We start from the raw sequence: 23,381 nt of genomic DNA, 5'->3' as shown, positions 1-23,381 counted from the left end.
ATTATTCTATTTCTTGTTTAACGGTATTCTTTTTTAATATTCCTTTAATCTTATTCGTATTATTCATTTCATTATAAATGCCCTCGTAATCATCTTTCAGCAACAAATCTTTAAATGCCGTAAGATTTTGAATGTACTCTTCTAATGTTTCTACTACATTCTCTTTATTCTGTTTAAAAATTGGTGTCCACATGGCTGGCGAACTTTTTGCCAGACGCACCGTACTTTCAAACCCACTGCCCGCCATATCAAAAATATCGCGCTCGTTCTTTTCTTTCTCTATTACCGTTTTACCCAACATAAAGGCACTTATGTGCGATAAGTGTGACACATAGGCAATATGCTTATCGTGTGCCACCGGATTCATATACCGAATTCTCATTCCCACTGCCTGAAAAACTTTTAAAGCCTTTTCTTGAAGCTTAAATGCAGTTAATTCCACCTCACAAATAATATTCGTTTTGTCCTTGAATAAATTATGTATAGCCGCAGACGGACCTGAAAATTCTGTTCCTGCAATTGGGTGACATGCTAAAAAATTTCTTCTCTTCGGATGATTCTCTAAAGTTTTACAAATTAGTGCTTTGGTTGATCCAACATCAAAAACTACACAATCTTCATTAACAGCATCTAATATGGCAGGAAGCTCTGTTACCATAACATCAACAGGTATACTTACAATGACCATATCTGCCAATTGTAAATCTTGATAGGTCGCTTTCTGATCGATTATACCCAAAGTCAATGCCTCAGCTATATTTGCCTCATTAGATTCTATGCCATATACAGTTACATTGTCAAAAGCAGACTTTATATCCTTTACTAGAGAACCTCCTATTAAACCGATACCAATTACAAATACATTCATTTTTAAAGCTACGCTTTAGTCGTTTGATCTAATTATTCAAATCTTTTAATTGCTTCTTTTATTTTATCCTGAGTAATACATAGCGAAAAGCGAATATAACCTTCACCATTACTACCAAATATAGTACCTGGCGTTATGAACAAATCTTTTGTATATAATATGTCATCTATAAATTCTTCTGATGATACACTGCCTTCAGGTAATTTTGCCCAAACGAACATACCTACTGCATCTCTATCAAAAGTACATCCAAGCGTTTCTGCCAGCTGAAAAATTAATTCTCTTCGATCGCCGTATACTTTATTTAGTTCTCTAAACCAATCATCACTACTGTTGAGTGCTGCAATTGCTCCTTTCTGAATTCCGTAAAACATTCCAGAATCCATATTACTCTTCACCTTCAAAATAGCATTAATGTGCTCTTCACTACCTAATACAAAACCTACGCGCCAACCAGCCATATTAAAAGTTTTACTCAAAGAATTTAATTCTAGGCACACTTCTTTTGCATTTGGTATGCTTAAGATACTTGCAGGCTCTGCATTTAATACAAAACTATATGGATTGTCATTCACCAATAGAATGCTATGCTCTTTGGCAAAATCAACAATCTTTACAAATTGTTCTTTAGTTGCCGTAGCGCCCGTTGGCATATGTGGGTAACTTAACCACATAATCTTAACCTTAGTCAAGTCTTGTTTTGCCAATGCTTCTAAATCTGGAAACCAACCGTTATCTGCAGTTAAATCGTAATATTTAGGCACTGCGCCAACCAAATTTGTAACCGATGTATATGTAGGATAACCTGGGTTAGGAATCAATACTTCATCTCCCTCATTTAAAAAAGCAAGACTAATATGCATGATACCTTCCTTAGACCCCATTAAAGGCAGAATTTCTGTATCTGGATTTGCAGCTACATTGAATTTATTGTTATAAAAATTGGCTATACCAGCTCTTAATTGTGGTAGCCCTTGGTAACTTTGATATTGATGCGCTCCACTTTCCAGTACAGCTTCCTGAATTGCATTTAACACTTCTTGAGACGGAGCCAAATCTGGACTTCCAATTCCCATATTTATGATAGGTTTACCCTGCGCCATTAAGCCGCGCACCTCTCTTAATTTTTTTGAGAAGTAGTATTCCTGTATGGTATTTAACCTTTCGGCCGTACGTATCATTGTCTTACATTTTTATATTCACCTAAAACTTTAAAGTCCTCTGCCATGATGTCCAAAAGACTTTTTGCTTTCACAAAGTCTTTATATTCCGTAAAAGTAACATCAACAAAAAAGGCATATTTCCATGGTGTTTCTATTACCGGTAACGACTGGATCTTTGTCAAATTCAATCTACAATCACTCATAACATTAAGCACAGCAGCTAAACTTCCCCGTTTATGGTCGGTTATAAACCGCAATGAAGCCTTTGTAATTTCAGCTTCTGGCAACACATTGTTTTTTGTTTTTACAATGATAAAACGAGTGGCATTATTTTTAATGGTCTGTATGTCGTTCGCTACGATGTCCAACCCATATAATTCTGCCGCTACATTAGGTGCAATAGCTGCCACATGCTTTAATTTTAGCTCTTGTATACGTTTTGCCGTCTCTGCCGTATCCACATCTTCTACCAATCTTACGTGCGGATATTGCCTGAAATATTCCTTACATTGTAACAGCGCCATAGGATGAGAACTCACCTCTGTAATATCCTCAATTTTCTGCCCTTTCAACACCATTAAGTTATGGTGGATATTCAAATAATACTCCCCAATTATGTGCAAGTCATTATGATTGACCAATGCATAATTGGGTATTATAGATCCTGCGATCGAGTTCTCTATAGCCATAACACCTTGGTCTGCCTCTTTAGACAATAATTTGTCTACCAAGGCATCAAAAGAAAGACATTCTACTAACTCAATATCATCACCAAAACAATCTTTTGCAACTTGATGATGGTTGCTTCCTTTAATTCCCTGTATGGCTATTTTTAAACTCACTTTTGCTCAATTTTATTCAAAAAAAAAGTTCCGACATATATCGGAACTTGAATTCTATTTTATATTTAAAATATGCTAGAACAGTCCCGTACCTCTCTTAAAAAAGAAGTAAAAATAAAAACCGTTCCAGAAATATTGTTTTGTCATTGTGCTTGAAAACTTTGGCTAATGTAGTAATTATATTTAAAAATGGTCGTGTTCCATTTTATTTTTTTAAAAAAATCAATTTCTGTCTCAAAATGTAATGGTTTTGTGTTAAATGTTCAGTGAATTTTTCAATAGTGCAAAATCAATAACTACTAATTCTGTAACGTATTTGGCTGATAATAAAAGGGAATAGACCATGTAAATTCTTTTACATCACCCAAAGTTTTAGTGACTACCAAGGTATTATTGCCTTTTTTCAATAACTCCTTATCTATAAAACCTACGATACCAAACTGCTCTGAAACCGCATGGTCTTTCTTTAGAAAATTAATATTTAATAAAGTACCATTGAGGGTAACCTTATGATATTTTTCATAACAGTCTAGATAAAACTTTCTAGATTTAACTCTTTCCTCCTCACTGGACAAACTATCGTCTTCCTGATATTCCCCACATGTCTCAGCTTGATAATTACGTTCATGATGAAATATAGGAATAAACAACTTTACAGTCTCACCCACTATAATATCAGATTGTATTTGAGGAGTTAGCAAAAATGATTCATCAGAGTTTTGATCACTATAATAATTCAAGTACATTAGATTTACATCATGATTTTTTGGTAAAATCAAATGAGGAATATTGGTATCTTGAAACTTCACTAACGTCAAAAATATACCGGATGCAAAAAACGCTAGCACGAGATATACTAGCGACTTTTTCTTTTTAAAATTCGATCCAAAAACCATTGATACCTGAAGTAAATTACGGTAAAGAGGACCATAGGTTACCATTGATGTCAATCTAACCAATTTAAACATCCATGTTTGTACCCATACATTATTGTTATACTTTTTTAAATTTCCAATGACACTAAAAATCATTTGTAACACTAGAAGACTTAAGATTAAAAATAAAGGAATTAACAGTATATAACTCGGGATATAGTCTAATAACATATTGTAAATAAGCATGTAAATACTTAAAAATAAAGACATATATGTGTAAATCAATAGAATAGTAAATGCCGAAGAAAAAATTACACTACATAAATCATCTACTTTCCGAATAGTATCTTCTTGCTTTGGCAGTATAGCTAAAATCTTCTCTGTATAAATTCTAGAGTATACACTATCCTCAATACTATAATCTGGAAAAACGGAGTTTAACCCCACCAATCCGATCCAATAAGCTCGTAAAACAAAATGAATTACAAACATAGATACTAGTATGCTAATAGCTAGCAAACCTAAAAAAACAATCATATACCCATAAATGTATTGTTCAACAGGTAATAAATCAATGTATTTGTTTGTAGCCCATTCTATTAACCCAAATAATTGAAACGTACCAAAAATGGCAATTGCAGAAACTAATAACTCTGCTTCCCAACTCTCTTCCTTTAATCGTTGGAGCCATTTAATATTCTTTTTATTTTCTACAACTGAGGTGGTTTCTGGTGGTAAGCTCATTCTGTATTAGCAATTTCCATGGTTAGTGAGACTAATATACCCTTTCTTTAAAACTAAAAAAATAATTAGATAACTAGGTATTACACTCGTTGAAAAAACAATCTACAATTGCATCTAAACTTTTCTGCACTTTAGGATCTGTACAGTTAATTAAAATTGAAAATACAAGCTGCTCTTTGGGATAGACAAAGAAATTAGAATACCCTCCTACTCCATTACCAACATGCCCAAAAAACTTTCTTCCTTTGGCATCTTCACTCACCTGCCAGCCTAAACCGTAATATGTAGAATTAGCTGGAACTTGATGCGCGGTTAAGAATTGATTGAGAATCTCTTCGCTGATTTCAACTTTCTTATCTAAAAATGCTTGTCCAAATTTTGCAATATCATCCGAAGTTGACAAATATCCTCCTCCTGCTAATTTGTAAAAATTATCAACAGGAATTGCTTTTCTAAATCCAGTTATACCTTTTGTGTAAAATTTGGTTACCTGGTTTTGTTTTTCGGATGTAGAAATAAAATTAACACCTCCTGTTTGTCTTTGGTTACGGTCAGAATGAGATTTTGGAATACATGTATTTTTCATCCCTAACGGATTCAGCACCTTCTCTTGCACATACTTTTCAAATGGAATTACGCTTGCTTTTTGCATTGCTGCAGAGATCATTACCCAGTCAAAACTATTATACAAATACTCGGTACCAGGTTCATAAACCAAAGGGTCATCCTTAAAAATCCTTAACCCTTCTATGATAGAAAAAGGCTCGTTAAGTCCATATTCCTTGCCTTTGTATACTCTAATTCCAGCCCTATGACTAGCTAATTGACGAATAGTAAAATCCCATTCCTTCTTTGGATAATCTGGCAGATAGGTATAAAAAGATTCATCTAAATCAATAATGCCCTCTTGAACCATATATGCCAATGCCGTTGCGGCAATAGGTTTTGACACACTAGCTATTCTAAAAATTGATTTTATGGGGTTTACAAATTGCTTCTGCTCTAAATCTGCATAACCATAACCTTTTTGAAATATGGTTTTACCCTCTTTTAATACGGTAATAGCAATTCCAGGGGCTTTTTCTTCTTTTATTAATTGTTGTAACAAAAAATCTGCTTTTACCAAACCAGATAAATCAGTGTCATCTCCTAAAACACGCTTGGTAGCAAAAACATTTTTTAGATATTTAAGGATAGGGTTCATTCCACAAAGATCAAGCGACCATTATATAATTCTTCAACGGCAACAATTTCAGGTCGATTAAAACTTTGTACATCTCCTGTCCCCCTTAATACTCCAGTAAGACTTGTTTGCGGATTCACCAATAAATCATTAGACCCTCTATGATTTAGATTTACGCGTTCTGCAATCAATTCTTCTGCTTCTATTCTAGAATCTCCTGCAGCTATACTAATATTAAAACTTTCTGCGGTTCCTTTTAATCTGAAGTAGGAAATTCCATTACTTGTAATACCTAAACTAGTTACGTTTAATTCTAAATTAAATTCTCCATCCGTTGTTTCCGCTTCCGGATCTGTAAAACTTTCAGACAACAAGCTTAAACTATCAAAACTTAAAACGCCATCACTGGTTATTGGAAAACCGGTACTGCTTCTAATACTTGTTAAATTGGGAGTAGTAACATAAACCACTGTTGTACCATAATCACGTACGTAATTACAATCGTTAGTATCTGTTAGTAACAAATTCCCATCCTCAACCACCGCATCTACCTCGTTACGTAAATTTTCTCCGGTTTCAATTTCAACTTTTTGGGTATCGCCCTGTTTAATAACTAAGGTTACATTTTCAAATACAGTTATGGCATTAAATGTATCTACATTAACTTCTTCCTTGACAATAGCTCCAGTTTCCTGAAAACAATCTGATGCATTTTCCGAATCGCAAGAAATAAATGAAAATAATAGTATCCCAGACAAGACTAAAAGAACTCGACTGCCCTCGACCAGATTACTTTTTAATTTATATATCATTTCTATCATCTTACAATCTTATTCCTATTCCAAATTCTACGGCTTCCGCTTTTGCCCCATGAGACTTTAAGGTTACCGCGCCATACAATTTGTCGCCAAAATAACGTTTTAAACCAACACGCAGATACGTACGCCCCTCAAAATCAAACGGATAATAGACATAATATCCAAACTGAGAAATTACCGACATGCTATTAATGAACAATTCATGCCCCATAAATACACCTACTCTTTTATAATCATCATCAGCAGCCACATCATTTTCAGGAAAAGCGATACTTTGATAACGTATTAATTCTTTCAGGAAATTAGAGAAATAAACATCTGTACCCAGTTGTATTGCACTTTTTCTACCTACTCTTTTATCAGCGTAAGCAGAAAGGACAACGAATCCATATTGACCTGAATTAATAACATCACTTTCATTTATTCCTGTTCTTAACACAAAGTTGTAACGTAATGGTTCGGTTACTTTTTCTTTTTCACGATGCACATATTCTATTTCTTTTCCTCCATCTAAATCATACACAAAACCGGCATTAAACGCCAATGTATTAGTAGATGTATTTGGAGCTCTAAAATTCGCATTTGAATAATGAATGATAGAAGCACCAGCCTTAAACCCTAATCCTTTAAAAATATTTTCTTTGTGATAATTGAACATTAAATAGGTGGAACTCAATATGTCAGACCCGTAGGCATTATTCCTAAAATTGGTTTCCTTATCATATGGGTTAGAGGCATAAGACACACCCTGCCCCACACGAAACTGTACATTACGTTTAAAAAAATAGAAATTATAGTGGGCATAAAGTCCGTAATTATCACCCAAAGTACCATTGTTGCCATTCTGGTATATGAAAGAATATCCTAAATCAGGATAATTATATAATTCCTCCCATTCCTCTGCACCATACGTTTTACGATTATAGCTCAGAATCACGCCACTTGGATGCGAAGTAATTAAATGCGATATATCTGGATTATGTAAAATAATAGACCCGTAAAACTGACTTGCATCAAGGGTATATTTTTTAAGCTCAGTAGATTCCTGTGCAAAACAAAAAGAAACTGATAACAGTAAAATAGAAAAAAACTTGAAATTCATTGAGGGCAAAAATAAGTAGTAAGTACGAAGTACCAAGTTCTTTCTTACAAATAATGTAATTACAAAAGTAATAATGTCACTTCGAGTGATTTTTTGAGGCACCAAGAAATTTTTATCGAAAAGCCCCCTCGTTACAAAGGTTCTCGACACATTTTCATATCTCCGTTACTCTACGATATAAAAACCCTCAAACTGACAAACTAGCTTCCTGAAAACTAAAAAAGTGCTTCTGCTATTGCCTTTATATTATCAGATTTACCCATAGAGTAGTAATGTAAAACAGGTACTCCCGCAGCTTTCAATTCTTTAGATTGTTGAATTGCCCATTCAATACCTACCGCACGTACATCTTTGTTAGTAGCGCAACTATCAACTGCTTCTATTAAATCTTGTGGCATATCTATTCTAAACACTTGTGGCAACAACTGCATATGTCGCTTTACAGCAATTGGTTTAATACCTGGTATGATTGGTACCGTAATTCCAATATTCTTGGCTGCTTCAACAAACTCAAAATACTTTTTATTATCGAAGAACATTTGTGTTACCACATAATCGGCACCTGCATCTACTTTTTCTTTTAAACGCTTTAAATCTGATTGTAATGAAGGTGATTCTAAATGCTTTTCAGGATATCCGGCTACGCCAATACAAAATTCACTGCAATGCTCACTTTCTATAGATTCGTGCAAATACTTGCCACAATTTAAATCTTGAATCTGTTTTACCAAGTTTATAGCAAACGGATGCCCACCATCGGTAGGTTCAAAATATTTTTGCTCACTACGGGCATCACCACGCAATGCCATTACATTTTGTATGCCCAAATAATGACAATCGACCAACATGTATTCGGTCTCTTCTTTGGTAAATCCGCCGCATATTACATGTGGCACCGTATCAACATTATATTTATGTTGAATAGAGGCACAAATACCCACCGTACCAGGTCGCATACGGGTGGTTTTCTTATCTAACAACCCTTCTTTCTTTATGTATATAGTCTCTTCTCTAGATGTGGTTACATCAATAAACGGAGGGTTAAACTCCATTAAAGGGTCTATATTATTATATAATTCTTGAATATTGCGCCCTTTTACCGGAGGTACAATTTCAAATGAAAAAAGCGTTTTTCCTTTAGCGTTTGTAATATGGTCTGTTACTTTCATGTTCTATACTATTACCCTTTTAAGAGCAACCTCCATGGAGGCATTATTACTTATACTTATTCTTTTGGGCGTTCGGGCGGGCTTTCAGCTCTATTTTTTCTATTTATAATTCACTCATTCATCTTAGTGAACATCAATTTAAATAGAAAAAGATGCCGCTTCTATCCCTAACGCACTAATCAACTATATTCGGCGCTAGCCATCTTTCTGCCTTCTCTATTGGTATATTTTTACGTTCGGCAAAATCTTTAACTTGATCATCTTTTATTTTTCCTAATCCAAAATAACGTGCTTCTGGATTTCCAAAATAATACCCACTTACAGATGCAGCTGGCCACATTGCCAAACTATCCGTTAATTCTACCCCTATAGTTTCATTAACTTTTAAAATATCCCAAATGGTCAATTTCTCTAAGTGATCAGGACAAGCAGGATAACCTGGTGCAGGACGAATACCTTTGTATGATTCTTTAATTAAATCTTCATTGCTCAAATCTTCATTTGCAGCATAACCCCAATGTTTCATACGCACTTCTTTATGCAAATATTCTGCAAAAGCCTCTGCCAAACGATCTGCTAAAGCTTTTACCATTATAGAATTATAATCATCTAAATCCTTTTCATATTTAGCCGCTAATTCTGCCGTACCAAACCCTGTAGACACGCAAAAACAACCCATATAATCTTGCCTACCAAATTCTTTAGGTGCTATAAAATCTGCCAAAGCATAATCTGCAACACCCTCTCTTTTCTGTAATTGTTGACGAAGTGTTCTAAATGTAAAATGCTCTTCATTTCGCCCTTCAACTTCACTTAAAGTGACATCGATATCATCTTCATTAATTGAGTTTGCCGGGAACAATCCAAAAATACCTTTTGCCTTCAATTTCTTTTCAGAAATAATTTTATTCAGCATTGCTTTAGCATCTGCAAATAATTCGGTCGCTTGTTCTCCAACTACCTCATCGGTAAGTATAGCAGGATATTTACCATGTAATTCCCAACTTCTAAAAAATGGAGTCCAATCAATAAATGGTACTAGTATATTTAAATCTAAATCTTCAATAACCTGAATACCTAATTTGTTTGGTTTAACTATCTCAGAGGTTTTCCAATCAATCTTAAATTTATTTCTACGTGCAGCAGAAATAGGCTTATAGGTTTTACTTGAAGAACGATTTAAGAACTTTTCCCTAAAAACATCATAATCATCCTTAATGCTCTTTTTATAGCCTTTTGATGTATCTTTTTGAAGCAAATCTCCCACAACGGTTACCGCCCTAGAAGCATCATTTACATGCACTACAGCTTCATTGTATTGGGTATCTATTTTTACTGCCGTATGTGCTTTACTTGTGGTTGCACCACCAATTAACAACGGAATCTTGAAGTCTTTACGTTCCATTTCCTTCGCCAAATGAACCATTTCATCTAATGACGGCGTAATCAATCCGCTAAGTCCTATAATATCTACATTGTGCTCAATGGCGGCTGCAATTATTTTTTCTGGTGGTACCATGACCCCTAAGTCAACAATCTCATAATTGTTACATGCCAAAACAACACCAACAATATTCTTACCAATATCATGCACATCACCTTTAACGGTTGCCATCAATATTTTACCTGCATTATCAGAATCTCCTTCTTGCGGATTCAATAACTTTTCTTCTTCTATATATGGTAATAAATAAGCTACCGCCTTTTTCATTACTCGGGCAGATTTTACTACTTGTGGCAAGAACATCTTTCCGCTTCCAAATAAATCACCAACCACATTCATACCGGTCATTAGATTCCCTTCAATAACTTCAATTGGTTTTGCGGCTGCCAGCCTAGCTTCTTCTACATCTTCTACTATATATTGATCAATACCTTTTACCAAGGCTCGTGTAATTCTATCTTGTAATGGCTCTTCTCTCCAAGATAAATCTATCTTACTTTCTTTTGTTTTACCAACTACAGACTCTGCAAAATCTAGTAAACGCTCAGTGGCATCATCTCTTCTATTAAGAATAACATCTTCTACACGTTCTAATAAATCTTTAGGAATATCATCGTAAACCTCTAGCATACTTGGGTTAACGATACCCATATTCATACCTGCCTTAATCGCATGGTACAAGAAAACAGAATGCATTGCCTCACGCACAGGATTGTTTCCCCTAAACGAAAACGAAACATTACTGACACCTCCACTAACACTTGCATGTGGTAGGTTCTCACGAACCCATTTTGTTGCTCTGATAAAATCTAGAGCATTCAATTTATGCTCGTCCATACCTGTAGCAACAGGGAAAATATTTAAATCAAAAATGATATCTTCTGGTGCAAAATTGACTTTATTTACCAAAACATCATAAGAACGTTTTGCTATTTCAATACGTCGGTCATAATTATCTGCTTGCCCAACCTCATCAAATGCCATCACAATTACCGCAGCACCATATCTTTTAATCAATTTTGCATGATGCAAAAATTGCTCTTCACCTTCCTTTAAACTAATAGAGTTTACTACACACTTACCCTGCACTACTTGTAAACCAGCCTCAATGATTTCCCATTTAGAACTATCTATCATAATAGGAACACGAGAAATATCTGGCTCGGCAATGACCAAATTCAAAAACTTGACCATGGCCTCTTTTCCATCAATCAGACCATCATCCATATTTATGTCGATGACCTGAGCTCCATTCTCCACTTGCTCTCTTGCAACCGCCAGTGCCTCTTCAAACTTCTCTTCCTTAACAAGACGTAAAAACTTTTTAGAACCAGCTACATTGGTACGTTCACCAACATTGATAAAGTTAGTCTCAGGGGTAACAATCAAGGGTTCTAATCCGCTTAGTTTTAAAAAGCGTTGCTCGTTGCTCGTTGCTCGTTGTTCGTTTTTTGTATTCATAGTTTCTTGTGATAGTTTATGAATCCGTTCAACAACTTTTTAACTCTTTCTATTTCTTTCAAAACGTTATCTATATCTGAAATGTAATTTAAATCTCCGGCTAAAATCAACTGCGTTTCCAGCTCATATAAAGAACCTCTCGCTATATGTAAAAAATGAATAGTCTCCTTATTGGATTGCCTTCCACAACCTTCTGCAATATTTGATGGTACAGAAATAACACATCGTCTAACCTGCGAGGTTAAAGAAAATTGTTCGTCTTTTGGAAAGGACTTTGTCAAAACATAAACTGTTTTAACAAGTACTCTAGCCTGCACCCAAATGTCTAAATCTTTATAATCCATTTAATTTTTATAACTACGATAAACCATTAACGAGAAACGAAAAACGATTTATTTACTAACAACTGTCAACTTTCTAGGTTCGTATTTAGCCACTATTTCAGCTATCGCTGTAATATGCTCCGGTGTTGTTCCACAACAACCTCCTACAATATTTACTAATCCTTTTTCTGCGTATTCTTTTATTTGCGCTGCCATTTGATCCGGAGTCTCATCATATTCTCCAAACGCATTAGGTAAACCTGCATTAGGGTGTGCAGAAACTGCATGCTCACTTTTTTTAGATAATACTTCTAAATGAGGTACCAGCTGACTTGCGCCTAGAGCGCAATTAAACCCTACCGATAAAATTGGAATATGTGAAATGGATATTAAAAAAGCTTCCGCTGTTTGTCCGGACAATGTTCTACCCGAAGCATCGGTAATTGTACCGCTCACCATAATTGGCACATCAATATTTCTTTCCTCTTTTACTTCTTCTATAGCAAATAAAGCTGCTTTTGCATTTAAGGTATCAAATATGGTTTCTACCAATAATAAATCTGAACCACCATCTAACAAAGCTTCAACTTGTTGTTTATAGGCTATTCTTAATTCCTCAAAAGACACGGCTCTATATCCTGGGTCATTTACATCTGGAGACATGCTTGCCGTCTTATTTGTGGGTCCTATACTACCAGCTACAAATCGTGGTTTATTAGGTTCTTTCGCCGTGAATTCATCAGCTACTTTTTTTGCAATACGTGCAGATTCATAGTTAAGCTCATAAACCAAATCTTCCATGTAATAATCTGCCATGGCAATTGTTGTACCCGAAAATGTATTGGTTTCCACAATATCTGCCCCTGCAGCAAAGTATTTACGATGTACCTCGGCAATTGCCTCAGGTTGGGTTAGCGATAATAAATCATTATTACCCTGTAATGGGTGCTCATAATCTTTAAAACGTTCTCCCCTAAAATCTTCCTCAGTAAATTTATAGCGTTGTAGCATCGTACCCATGGCACCATCTAATATGAGAATTCGCTCTTTTAAAATTTCTTTTATATCCTTCATTTTACGTTGTAAAAAGATTCTACATCCAATAAAAAACTAATTCGAAATCAAGTAAGGAAAGTTAGGCTAGATGCCTTTTCTTAAGTTATCTGTCTTTTGTAATGCTATTTAAAATAACACATTCTGCAGAAGTAAGCAGAATAAAGATAGAATGTAGCACCTTCTTTTCCATATTGGAAAGGGTTGCCAAGGTTTCAATGGGTCTAGTCCCTCCACCTTTCTTGATAACGTTTCAATATATTTATGAACTAATTGCAAAGTAACGGCACAGTATGCTCTTATCCAAAACTTCAATAGGTTATTTAGTTAACGAAATTCTGGGGAATTGTCATAAAAAAACCTCTGAATCATTAAAGAATCAGAGGTTTCTGCCATATTACTTAAGTATTTTAGGCTATACTTTGTACTACTTCTTTCTTAGCTTCTTTCTTAGAACCATCAAATCCTTCGACTCCGCCAACGGTAGTATACTTCATTACATATCGTTTACCCGGATTGATTTGTTGGTATGCATACTGACACATTACTGCAGCTTCATGGAAACCTGACAATATCAATTTCAATTTACCTTCATATGTATTTACATCGCCAATTGCATATACTCCCGGTATGTTTGTTTGATAATCTTTTGCGTTGTTTACCTTAATCGCATTCTTATGAATATCTAAGCCCCAATCGCCTATCGGACCTAATTTAGGTGATAAACCAAAAAGCGGAATAAAATTATCAACTTCTAAATAGGTATCTTCTTTCTCTTTATCCGTATGTTTTATAACTACAGCCTCAAGTTGATCTTTACCATGTAATTCTTTAACCTCTGCTTTAGTAATCAATTTTATTTTACCAAGCTTAGCCAATTCAGCTGCTTTTTCAACAGAATCCAAAGCGCCCCTAAATTCATCTCTTCTATGTACCAAAGTCACCTCTGAAGCCACATCTGTTAAAAATATAGCCCAGTCTAAAGCAGAATCACCTCCACCAGAAATTACAACCTTTTTATCGCGATATACTTCTGGATCTTTAATCATATAAGCAACACCGGTATCCTCAAAATTTACAATATTCTCGATAGGTGGTTTTCTTGGCTCAAAAGAACCTAAACCACCAGCAATAACTACTACTGGCGCATTATGCTGCGTTCCTTTATTTGTCGTTACTACAAAAGAACCATCTTCCAATTTATCTAAAGTTTCCGCTCTTTCGCCTAACGTAAATCCTGGCTCAAAAGGTTTTATTTGTTCCATTAGATTATCTACCAAAGTACCCGCAAGGATTTCTGGAAATGCCGGAATATCATAAATAGGCTTCTTTGGATATATCTCTGAACATTGTCCACCTGGTTGTGGCAACGCATCTATTAAATGTGTTTTTAATTTTAACAATCCTGCTTCAAACACCGTAAACAATCCGGTTGGTCCCGCCCCTATAATGAGCATATCTGTTTTAATCATAACTATTTATTGATATAGAGCAGCTAGTATTGAGTCTTCACTCCCTATGCTACTTCTTTAAATTCTACTTTATATTTAAACTACTTACTTATTACTATTTACTCAATGAGGTTTCTACTGGACTCAACCTGACATTCTTATTACTTGAATATTCAAGCTTTGCCTTCATCAGTGATTCTCTATGCCTTACAACTTCCCCTATTATAATAATAGCCGGATTAGATAACTCTTCTTTTTCCACTACATCAACAATAGTATCTATAGTGCCTATACCTACCTTTTCATTTTCACGAGTTCCATTCTGAATAATTGCAACAGGCATGTCTGACTTACCTTCGCCTTTAAACAATGCTACTATCTGTGGTAGTTTGGACATCCCCATAAGTATTACTACAGTAGCACTACTTTTAGCTGCTAAGGCAACATCTGTTGATAGTTTATGTTCTTTTGTTGTTCCCGTAATTACCCAAAAACTTTCTGACGCTCCTCTTTTTGTTACTGGAATATTTTGATATGCCGGTACACTTAAACTAGAGGAAATACCAGGAACCATGGCAACTTCTAAACCATGCGATGCTGCATATTCCATTTCCTCAGAACCACGACCAAATACAAACGGATCTCCACCTTTTAAACGAACTACATGTCCGTGCGATTTTGCCCTACTTATAATGAGCTGATTAATCTGCTCTTGCTGATAGGCATAGCATCCTTTGCGTTTACCAACAAAAATTAATTCTGCATTTTTAGCGTAGTCTAGCAAATCTTCATTTACCAAAGCATCGTACAACACAACATCGGCATTTTCCAGCGCCTTAATCGCTTTTAAAGTGATAAGTTCAATATCACCAGGTCCTGCACCTACTACGGTTAATTTTGCCTGTCTATTTTTATGTAAATTACTATCTGCCATGATTTATGCTTCTGCTAATTCCTGTTCTCTAAATTTCGCAACAATCTCTAAAAACGCTTTAGCATCTTTAATATACGATGCTGCAAAAGCTTTTGATGGCTCATTTTGATTCAATTGAAGAACCAATTTCTCGAATCCGCCTGCAACAGCAATTCTTCCATCGGCTACAAATTTCTCATCGAAATCTTTAATGATACTTACATGCGTATTTACTTTCGTATTCTCTGACGTTAACATTGCTTTCGCTGAATTTACCATTGAAGAATATGCGTGGTAGATACTTGCCGACCATTTTTCGGCATCGAACATATCTTGTGCATTCTGTATTTTCTCTTCACTTTCAAAAAGTAGCGTCGCAATTAAATCAATTACAACTCCGGCACACTCACCTACTCCAATAGCTTTTTCATAACGCTCCGTATTTCCCCAGTCTATAAAGTCTTCCGGTGTTAAATCATCTATTGATGAAAGTGGCGTAAGAAAATCATAGAAATACATTTGTCCTTTTTCTGCATAATAATCAGGGAACGATAAATCGCCACCATTTGCATCAAAATCATTTAGTATTAAACGTAATGCTTCCGGACCTCTTTTACTTGGTACTTTTACCACCTTATCAGCAAAACGTCCTTGACCGTTACCATCTGTACTTCCTCCCAACAGAACCTGAAGTGCAGGTGCAACTAATTTATCTTTTGTACGAACAGACATTCCTTGAAAACCAATATTTGCCATATTGTGTTGTCCGCAGGCATTCATACATCCACTAATTTTTATAACAACATCTTCGTTATTAATATAATCTGGATATTCTGTTTTAATTACTCTTTCTAATTCTTCTGCAATACCTGTACTACTAGCAATACCTAAGTTACACGTATCTGTACCTGGGCAAGCAGTAATATCTAATGCCTTGTTATAGCCAGCATCGGTAAAGCCTAATTCTTTTAATTCAGTATAGAAAAATTCAATATTTTCTTCTTTTACAAAAGGAATTAAAATATTCTGACGTAGCGACAACCTTAATTCTCCTGCAGCATATTTCTGTACCAAATTCGCCAATAAGCGTGCTTTATCAGTATAAAAATCACCTAATAAAACTTTGATACCAATAGCAACATAACCTGGTTGTTTCTGTGGTACTACATTCGTTGATTTCCACTGCTCAAATTCTTTCTGATTAGAAATTTCTACTTTAGGAACTTCTAATTGTGAAACTTTTATCTTCGGATATTCTTCTGGATTAATTGGAAAAGTATTAAAAGGAACAGCTGTTTTCTCTGCTGCCAATAATTCTTTGAATCCGTCAAGACCTAAATCCTTCAGTAAAAACTTCATTCTAGCCTTTGCTCTACTCTTACGCTCACCGTAACGGTCAAAAACTCTAATAACCGTTTCCATCAACGGAATAATCTGATCCGCTGGTAAAAAGCTATACAACTCATCCGCATGTCTTGGCTGAGAACCTAATCCGCCACCAAGCATTACTTTAAAACCTGGCTCTCCATTTTCAAGCTTAGCAATAAAACCTAAATCATGCATGTATGACAATCCGGTATCGGCATCACTTGCAGAGAAAGAAACCTTGAACTTACGTCCCATTTCTTGACTCACAGGATTTCTTAAGAAATACTGGAATAATGCATGTGCATAAGGCGAAACATCAAAAGGTTCATCTACATCTATACCTGCAGTTTCACTAGCCGTTACATTACGTACCGTATTACCACATGCTTCTCTTAATGTAATATCATCCTTTTCTAATTCTGACCATAACTCTGGAGTCCTGTTCAAATCCACATAGTGAATCTGTATATCTTGACGCGTAGTAATGTGTAACCTACCTGTAGAATACTCGTCTGATACATCACAAATACGAAGCAATTGCTTAGAAGTCACCTTACCGTATGGTAATTTTATACGAATCATCTGAACCCCTTCTTGACGCTGACCGTATACTCCACGAGCCAAACGTAGGCTTCTAAATTTCTCCTCATCTAATTTGCCGCCATGGAACTCATGAATCTTGCGTTCCAATTCTAAAATATCATTCGCAACTACTTGATTCTCTATTTCTGTTCTAAAACTCTGCATCGTTCGGTATTAAGTATTCAGCACTACGTACTGAGATAAATTATTACTATATTTTGCCTATAGATTTTATAGACTTATTAAAAACAGTCAATATTAAAATTGACCTTTTATATATAACTAATGAATCCCGCTCCTACGGTACTATTAGATTTGGTGTCTATTAAAATAAACGAACCGTTAGTTCTGTGATTCTTAAATTGATCATAGAAGATTGGTTTATTTAAACGAAAGCTAACCTGGGCTATATCATTCATACCCAAAGAATCTGCTTCTGTATCGATACCCGAATAATCCGGAGCAATTTTATGATGTACTTGTTCCACTTTTGCCAATACTTTGTTGACACCGTGTTGTACTATATATTTATTCCCTGTTGCCAAAGGCAACGAATCCATCCAAGAAATTGTAGCTGTAAATTGCTTATCTACTGTTGGTAAATCATTAGCTTTCACTAACATGTCTCCACGGCTTAAATTAATTTCATCATCTAATGTGATTGTTACCGATGAACGTCTAGAAGCTGTTTTGTATTTTTTATCGTGAAAATAAATGTCCTTTATCTTAGAACGTGTTTGCGACGGAAGTGCTACTACCTCATCACCTACACTTAACTCGCCACCATATACCTTACCTGCAAATCCTCTAAAATCATGATGCTCATCTGTCTTAGGGCGAATAACATATTGCACCGGAAAACGTGGTGTTCCTACATTAAAAATATCTTTTCTATCTAAGGCTTCAAAATGTTCTAACAAAGTAGGACCTGTATACCAAGGTGTCTTGTCCGTTTTATTTACTACGTTATCTCCTTTTAATGCACTTACTGGAATGAAGGTGATTTTCTGGTCTTGGTAATCGCGTTTTGCCATTAATTCTTGAAAATCGGCTTTAATAGCATTATACGTTTCCTCAGAATAATCAACCAAATCCATCTTATTAATTGCCACTACAACATCTTTAATGCGCAGTAAATTATTTATAAAGAAATGTCTGTTTGTTTGTTCAATTACACCTTTTCTAGCATCGATCAATATAATCGCCGCCTGTGAAGTAGATGCACCAGTAACCATGTTACGTGTATATTCTACATGCCCAGGGGTATCTGCAATAATGTAACTTTTCTTTGCTGTAGAGAAATAAATATGGGCAACATCTATAGTGATTCCTTGCTCACGTTCCGCTACCAAACCATCTGTTGCCAAAGAGAAATCTAAATAATCATATCCCTTTTGCTTACTGGTCTTTTCAATTGCCTCTAACTTATCGCTGGTCAATGATTTTGTATCATACAGTATTCTACCGATCAAGGTACTTTTACCGTCATCTACACTACCTGCTGTTGCTATTTTTAGTACTTCCATTCTAAAGCTGTTCGCCTTTCGCTATTCGCTATTGGCTTTTAATATTATTGTTATTGCTAGTTACCGATAGCCAAAAGCTAAAGGCGGAATTTTCAAAAGAAAGTTCTAAAAATATCCTTGTTGTTTTCTTTTCTCCATTGCTGCCTCAGAACGCTTGTCATCTATACGTGCGCCTCGTTCTGAAATAGAAGAATCTCTAATTTCCTCTACTACTTTATCTATAGTTTCGGCATCTGAAAGTACTGCGGCAGTACATGACATATCACCTACCGTACGGAAACGAATTAAACGTTCTTCTACAACCTCATCTTCTTCTCTAAATACAATACCGTCTTCTGCAGACCAGATCATACCATCTCTTAAAAATGTTTTACGCTTGTGTGCAAAGTAGATTGATGGAATTTCAATTTGCTCTTCTTTGATATAAGACCAAACATCTAGCTCTGTCCAGTTCGATATTGGAAAAACTCTTACGTTTTGACCCAATTCAATTTGCCCGTTCAACATATCAAATAACTCCGGACGTTGGTTTCGTTCATCCCATTGACCAAAATCATCTCTTACGGAGAAAATACGTTCTTTAGCACGTGCCTTTTCTTCATCTCTACGAGCACCACCAATACAGGCATCGAATTTAAATTCCTCAATTGCATCTAACAACGTAGTTGTCTGCAGGCTGTTTCTACTAGAATATCTACCAGACTCTTCTTTTACTTTACCTTGATCGATAGAATCTTGCACATTGCGTACAATTAACTCTAAACCTAATTCTTCTACCAATCTATCTCTAAATTCAATAGTCTCAGGAAAGTTATGTCCCGTATCAATATGCATTAATGGGAAAGGTATTTTTGATGGCCAAAATGCTTTTTGTGCCAAACGAACCAATGTAATTGAATCTTTTCCTCCAGAGAACAAAAGAACAGGCTTCTCGAACTGAGCTGCCACTTCTCTAATGATATAAATTGCTTCATTCTCAAGAGCATTTATATTAGAGGTATCTTTTAAAAGTTCTAGGGATGGTGTTACTTCCAATTCCGTGCTTGTATTACTCATTATAATTTTTTAGATAAATTATCTTTATTCTTTTCTACTACCTTCAATTAACTATGTAACCCGCATTCTCTATTTTCCAAAACTTTCGTTGGATCAAAATAGTTATGCTCATTAGGTAGATTATATTTCTTTAAATAGGTATCTAGCTGTGTATCGTTCCAGTGGTAAAAAGGACTCACCTTTAACACCCCGTCTTTACTTAGACTTAAAATATCTAAACTATCTCTATGTGCAGTCTGCCCTTTTCTTAGGTTCGTAAACCATACATCTGGTTTAAACTCTGCCATTGCTCTTTTAAAGGGCTCCAACTTTACTTGCTCTGTAAACTCTGCATGTCTTGGGTCATCTATCTGAGGAATTCCCATAACAGCATCTCTATGTGCAGTAGTCTGCTTAGGCACAAACAATTTAACGTTCAAATCCAATTTGCTGATTATTTCGTCTGCGTGCTTATATGTCTTTGGAGTGTTATACCCTGTATCACACCAAACTACCGGAATATCATTTCTTACTCCAGATACCGCATGTAAAATAGCTACTTCATATGGTCTAAAGTTTGTAGTTACTACAGGTGTTTCTGCATGTTTTACGGCCCAAGAAATAATTTCTTCTGGCGGAATACCTTTAAATTGTATGTTTAACTTCTGAACTTGTGCTTCTGTTAATGCCATTATCCTTTTCTTTATTATTTACCCCACTTTACTAGATTCCAAATTCTTTCGTGAAAAAAGTACAACACCATTTTCGTAACAAAATCTATAGACGCAATTGAGGCAGCAAGTGATATTTTACCTGTAAGTAAGTATGAAATAACTAAAGTATCTAACGTACCAATAACTCTCCAACTAAAAGCCTTAGCGATACTACGCATAGGTTTCTCTGAAGTTTTATCTTCTTTATAGGTAGTTTTAGACTCTTTTTTATTTAAAATAAGTTGATCTGCAATCATCTTTTACTTAATTTTTATTACCCTACTAATTTAATAGAGTTTTCAAAAATAGTATATATTTTGAAAGTAGTCGGGTAAAATCAAAATAAATTTCCATTACCCTATAGATTTAGTAGATTATTAACAAATGGGCATGAAAAATTTATTTTTCGCAATAGATTGAGTAATTGCGAAACCTAGAATTAAAAAAAATGATAATTACGAAATGATGTCCTTCAATGTATTATTTCTATACACATCTAAAGCACTATCACGTACTTGAAGCATTAATTTATGAACAGAACAGGTATGCTCATCTGGACAGTCATCACAGGTTTCGTAGAAATTTAGACTAACGCAGGGTACCATAGCAATAGGTCCTTCTAGCACTCGCATTACATCGGTCATAGAAATTTCTTCGGGAGTTCTTAATAAGTAGTAACCCCCACCCTTGCCTTTCTTAGAACCTAAAAAGCCAGTTTTTCTTAAACTCAATAAAATACTCTCCAAGAATTTCTGGGAAATGTTCTCATTTTCAGCAATTTCTGAAATCTGAACTGGTTTTTTATCAGGCTGCGCTGCTAAGTATGCTAGCGCTTTTAACCCATATTTTGTCTTTTTTGAGAGCATATTGCTAAGATAACCAAATATTAAAATATGTGTTAAATACTTGAACTCACAATTTGCCGTTATAAAATCGCAATCATTAAATTAATTTATGAAAAAAATATTCTTATTATCGATTATCACTGCCTTTACGCTAGTTTTCATATCATGTTCAAATGATGAAGATGCAGTTTCTAACGCAAGTGAAGAAGAAATTGTGGGTGTATGGAATTTAACAGCACTAGAAGCTACCAATGGTAGATCCGAAACAACAATTGAAGGAACCGTAATTCCTGCCACTTTTGAAGCCGTAGGTAAAGATTTTCAAACTGTTGTAACTTTTTCTGAAGATCCACAAACCGTAGTAAGTGAAGGTTCTTACACTACAGTATTAAGCACCACTATAGGTGGAGAAAACCAAACACAGGAACAAGAAGGTGAAGACTTCTTTGAATCTGAAAAATGGAGATTAGACGGAAGTATTTTATACTTTGGGGCTGATGAAGAAGAAATTGGTTTTACTATCATTGAACTTACAGATTCTAAAATGTCTCTTCGTTATGAGTTGAACGAAACTGTAGAATCTTTATTTGGAGTATCTACCGTTACTGCAACATATAACATGACACTAAGTAAATAATTACAATATTATTATATATAAAAATGCCCGGTACATACCGGGCATTCTTTATTTCTACTAGTTAGATATTTATCCTAAAGCTTGCGCTATATCTGCGATGATATCATCTATATGTTCTAGACCTACAGAAATTCTAACGGTTCCGTCAGAGATACCAACAGCTGCACGTTCTTCAACACTTAATTTACTATGCGTCGTTGATGCAGGGTGCGTTACAATTGTTCTTGAATCTCCTAAATTGGCAGAAAGGGACAAAAGCTTAATGGAATTGAAAAACTCCCTACCTGCGTCTAACCCTCCTTTTACCTCAAAAGCTACTACACAACCACCAGCTTTCATTTGCTTTTTGGCTACCTCATACATAGGGTGCGATTTTAAAAATGGATACTTCACCCAATTTATGTTTTCATGTGCTTCTAAATACTCCGCCAGTTTTAAAGCATTTTCACAATGCCTATCTACTCGTATTGCCAAAGTTTCTAAACTTTTAGAAAGCACCCATGCATTAAATGGTGATAACGCCGGACCTGTAATACGAGAAAAACGATATACTTTATCCATTAATTCTGCACTACCTACCGTAATACCCGCTAACACTCTACCTTGACCATCCATTAACTTGGTACCAGAATGAATTACCAAATCTGCACCAAATTTAATTGGCTGCTGTAAATAAGGGGATGCAAAGCAGTTATCGATTACCAGAATTAAATTATTCTTTTTCGCAATCTTACCCAACTCTTCTAAATCTAATACATCCACCCCAGGATTCGTAGGCGTCTCTGCATAGATTATTTTTGTTTTCGGAGTGATCAGACTCTCAATTTCCTCTAATGCATCTATCTTGAAATAGGTGTGGTCAATATTCCATTTGGGAAAAAAGTTGGTAAACAATGAATGTGTTGATCCAAATATACTTCTTGCCGATAACACATGATCACCACTATCTAATAATGCCGCTAATGTAGAAAACACAGCCGCCATACCCGATGCAAATGCGAAGCCACTCTCTGCACCTTCCATCTGGCACACTTTTTCTATAAACTCAGATGAATTGGGATTAGAGTATCTAGAATAAATATTACGTTCTTTCTCTTCTGCAAACGATGCGCGCATATCTTCCGCATCTTCAAAAACAAAACTAGACGTTAAATACAACGGAACGGAATGTTCTAAGTTTTCAGTTCGCTTTAGTTGCGTACGTATCGCGTTGGTTTCAAATTTATTATTGTTCTTATTCATTTCTTATTTTTTTGGCGTTTGCTT

General features: G+C 35.3%; 21 protein-coding genes and 1 riboswitch. Of the genes, 1 reads left to right on the top strand and 20 read right to left on the bottom strand.

All coding sequences use genetic code 11. The annotated features are described in order from the left end of the window. Position 1: 1 nt before the first annotated feature. The 19 genes from BM296_RS17415 to BM296_RS17325 all read right to left on the bottom strand — a co-directional run bounded on the left by BM296_RS17415 (position 2) and on the right by BM296_RS17325 (position 21,499). Complete coding sequence (locus tag BM296_RS17415; protein ID WP_027068042.1) at positions 2 to 868, bottom strand: prephenate dehydrogenase; 867 nt, start codon at positions 866 to 868, stop codon at positions 2 to 4. 32 nt (positions 869 to 900) lie between these two features. Further along, the gene (locus BM296_RS17410) at positions 901 to 2,049 is read right to left on the bottom strand and encodes a pyridoxal phosphate-dependent aminotransferase (protein ID WP_091905090.1); all 1,149 of its coding nucleotides are present in this window, start codon (positions 2,047 to 2,049) and stop codon (positions 901 to 903) included. Continuing rightward, positions 2,046 to 2,873 carry a prephenate dehydratase gene (locus tag BM296_RS17405; protein WP_091905087.1) on the bottom strand — a complete coding sequence of 276 codons (828 nt, stop codon included), beginning with the start codon at positions 2,871 to 2,873 and terminating at the stop codon, positions 2,046 to 2,048. The genes BM296_RS17410 and BM296_RS17405 overlap by 4 nt, the downstream gene beginning before the upstream one ends. A 299-nt stretch (positions 2,874 to 3,172) precedes the next feature. Continuing rightward, complete coding sequence (locus tag BM296_RS17400; RefSeq protein WP_091905085.1) at positions 3,173 to 4,492, bottom strand: hypothetical protein; 1,320 nt, start codon at positions 4,490 to 4,492, stop codon at positions 3,173 to 3,175. A 73-nt stretch (positions 4,493 to 4,565) separates the two neighbouring features. Then, positions 4,566 to 5,696: a serine hydrolase domain-containing protein gene (locus BM296_RS17395; protein WP_091905082.1), complete on the bottom strand. Its 1,131-nt coding sequence runs from the start codon at positions 5,694 to 5,696 to the stop codon at positions 4,566 to 4,568. Further along, positions 5,693 to 6,487 (bottom strand): head GIN domain-containing protein, encoded by a 795-nt coding sequence (locus BM296_RS17390; protein ID WP_091905298.1) that lies wholly within the window; start codon positions 6,485 to 6,487, stop codon positions 5,693 to 5,695. Before BM296_RS17390 ends, BM296_RS17395 begins: the two co-directional genes overlap by 4 nt. A gap of 10 nt (positions 6,488 to 6,497) precedes the next feature. Then, positions 6,498 to 7,595 (bottom strand): acyloxyacyl hydrolase, encoded by a 1,098-nt coding sequence (locus BM296_RS17385; RefSeq protein WP_091905078.1) that lies wholly within the window; start codon positions 7,593 to 7,595, stop codon positions 6,498 to 6,500. Positions 7,596 to 7,810: 215 nt separating this feature from the next. Beyond that, positions 7,811 to 8,764 (bottom strand): methylenetetrahydrofolate reductase [NAD(P)H], encoded by a 954-nt coding sequence (gene metF / locus BM296_RS17380; RefSeq protein WP_027068049.1) that lies wholly within the window; start codon positions 8,762 to 8,764, stop codon positions 7,811 to 7,813. A 175-nt stretch (positions 8,765 to 8,939) separates the two neighbouring features. Beyond that, on the bottom strand, positions 8,940 to 11,669 hold the full coding sequence (gene metH / locus BM296_RS17375) for a methionine synthase (protein ID WP_245787048.1): 2,730 nt from the start codon (positions 11,667 to 11,669) through the stop codon (positions 8,940 to 8,942). Beyond that, positions 11,666 to 12,013, bottom strand: a complete 348-nt coding sequence (locus BM296_RS17370) for a four helix bundle protein (RefSeq protein ID WP_073247054.1) — start codon at positions 12,011 to 12,013, stop codon at positions 11,666 to 11,668. The genes metH and BM296_RS17370 overlap by 4 nt, the downstream gene beginning before the upstream one ends. Positions 12,014 to 12,061: 48 nt before the next feature. Then, positions 12,062 to 13,066, bottom strand: a complete 1,005-nt coding sequence (locus BM296_RS17365) for a homocysteine S-methyltransferase family protein (protein WP_091905073.1) — start codon at positions 13,064 to 13,066, stop codon at positions 12,062 to 12,064. Between the two features lie 118 nt (positions 13,067 to 13,184). Continuing rightward, positions 13,185 to 13,297: riboswitch (SAM riboswitch) on the bottom strand. A gap of 158 nt (positions 13,298 to 13,455) precedes the next feature. Then, the gene (locus BM296_RS17360) at positions 13,456 to 14,517 is read right to left on the bottom strand and encodes an NAD(P)/FAD-dependent oxidoreductase (RefSeq protein WP_091905070.1); all 1,062 of its coding nucleotides are present in this window, start codon (positions 14,515 to 14,517) and stop codon (positions 13,456 to 13,458) included. A gap of 94 nt (positions 14,518 to 14,611) precedes the next feature. Next, positions 14,612 to 15,430, bottom strand: coding sequence for a uroporphyrinogen-III C-methyltransferase (gene cobA / locus BM296_RS17355; RefSeq protein ID WP_091905067.1), 819 nt, complete (start codon positions 15,428 to 15,430; stop codon positions 14,612 to 14,614). Between the two features lie 3 nt (positions 15,431 to 15,433). Continuing rightward, positions 15,434 to 17,524 (bottom strand): ferredoxin-like domain-containing protein, encoded by a 2,091-nt coding sequence (locus tag BM296_RS17350; RefSeq protein WP_091905064.1) that lies wholly within the window; start codon positions 17,522 to 17,524, stop codon positions 15,434 to 15,436. Between the two features lie 107 nt (positions 17,525 to 17,631). After that, the gene (locus tag BM296_RS17345) at positions 17,632 to 18,885 is read right to left on the bottom strand and encodes a sulfate adenylyltransferase subunit 1 (protein ID WP_091905061.1); all 1,254 of its coding nucleotides are present in this window, start codon (positions 18,883 to 18,885) and stop codon (positions 17,632 to 17,634) included. Positions 18,886 to 18,990: 105 nt separating this feature from the next. Next, on the bottom strand, positions 18,991 to 19,941 hold the full coding sequence (gene cysD / locus BM296_RS17340) for a sulfate adenylyltransferase subunit CysD (RefSeq protein ID WP_051638385.1): 951 nt from the start codon (positions 19,939 to 19,941) through the stop codon (positions 18,991 to 18,993). Between the two features lie 47 nt (positions 19,942 to 19,988). Next, on the bottom strand, positions 19,989 to 20,612 hold the full coding sequence (locus BM296_RS17335) for a phosphoadenosine phosphosulfate reductase domain-containing protein (RefSeq protein WP_091905058.1): 624 nt from the start codon (positions 20,610 to 20,612) through the stop codon (positions 19,989 to 19,991). A 14-nt stretch (positions 20,613 to 20,626) separates the two neighbouring features. After that, the gene (locus BM296_RS17330; protein WP_091905055.1) at positions 20,627 to 20,890 is read right to left on the bottom strand and encodes a DUF2061 domain-containing protein; all 264 of its coding nucleotides are present in this window, start codon (positions 20,888 to 20,890) and stop codon (positions 20,627 to 20,629) included. A gap of 198 nt (positions 20,891 to 21,088) precedes the next feature. Further along, positions 21,089 to 21,499 carry an RrF2 family transcriptional regulator gene (locus BM296_RS17325; protein ID WP_027068059.1) on the bottom strand — a complete coding sequence of 137 codons (411 nt, stop codon included), beginning with the start codon at positions 21,497 to 21,499 and terminating at the stop codon, positions 21,089 to 21,091. A gap of 88 nt (positions 21,500 to 21,587) precedes the next feature. Between BM296_RS17325 and BM296_RS17320 the strand changes: the two genes are divergently transcribed. Continuing rightward, positions 21,588 to 22,115 carry a lipocalin family protein gene (locus tag BM296_RS17320; protein ID WP_091905052.1) on the top strand — a complete coding sequence of 176 codons (528 nt, stop codon included), beginning with the start codon at positions 21,588 to 21,590 and terminating at the stop codon, positions 22,113 to 22,115. 69 nt (positions 22,116 to 22,184) lie between these two features. Here BM296_RS17320 and BM296_RS17315 read toward each other — a convergent pair whose 3' ends face one another. Beyond that, positions 22,185 to 23,357, bottom strand: coding sequence for a trans-sulfuration enzyme family protein (locus BM296_RS17315; protein ID WP_091905048.1), 1,173 nt, complete (start codon positions 23,355 to 23,357; stop codon positions 22,185 to 22,187). Positions 23,358 to 23,381 lie beyond the last annotated feature (24 nt).

It is taken from the genome of Maribacter stanieri (assembly GCF_900112245.1).
GTDB lineage: Bacteria > Bacteroidota > Bacteroidia > Flavobacteriales > Flavobacteriaceae > Maribacter > Maribacter stanieri.
This window is presented reverse-complemented; position numbering and strand designations above follow the sequence as displayed.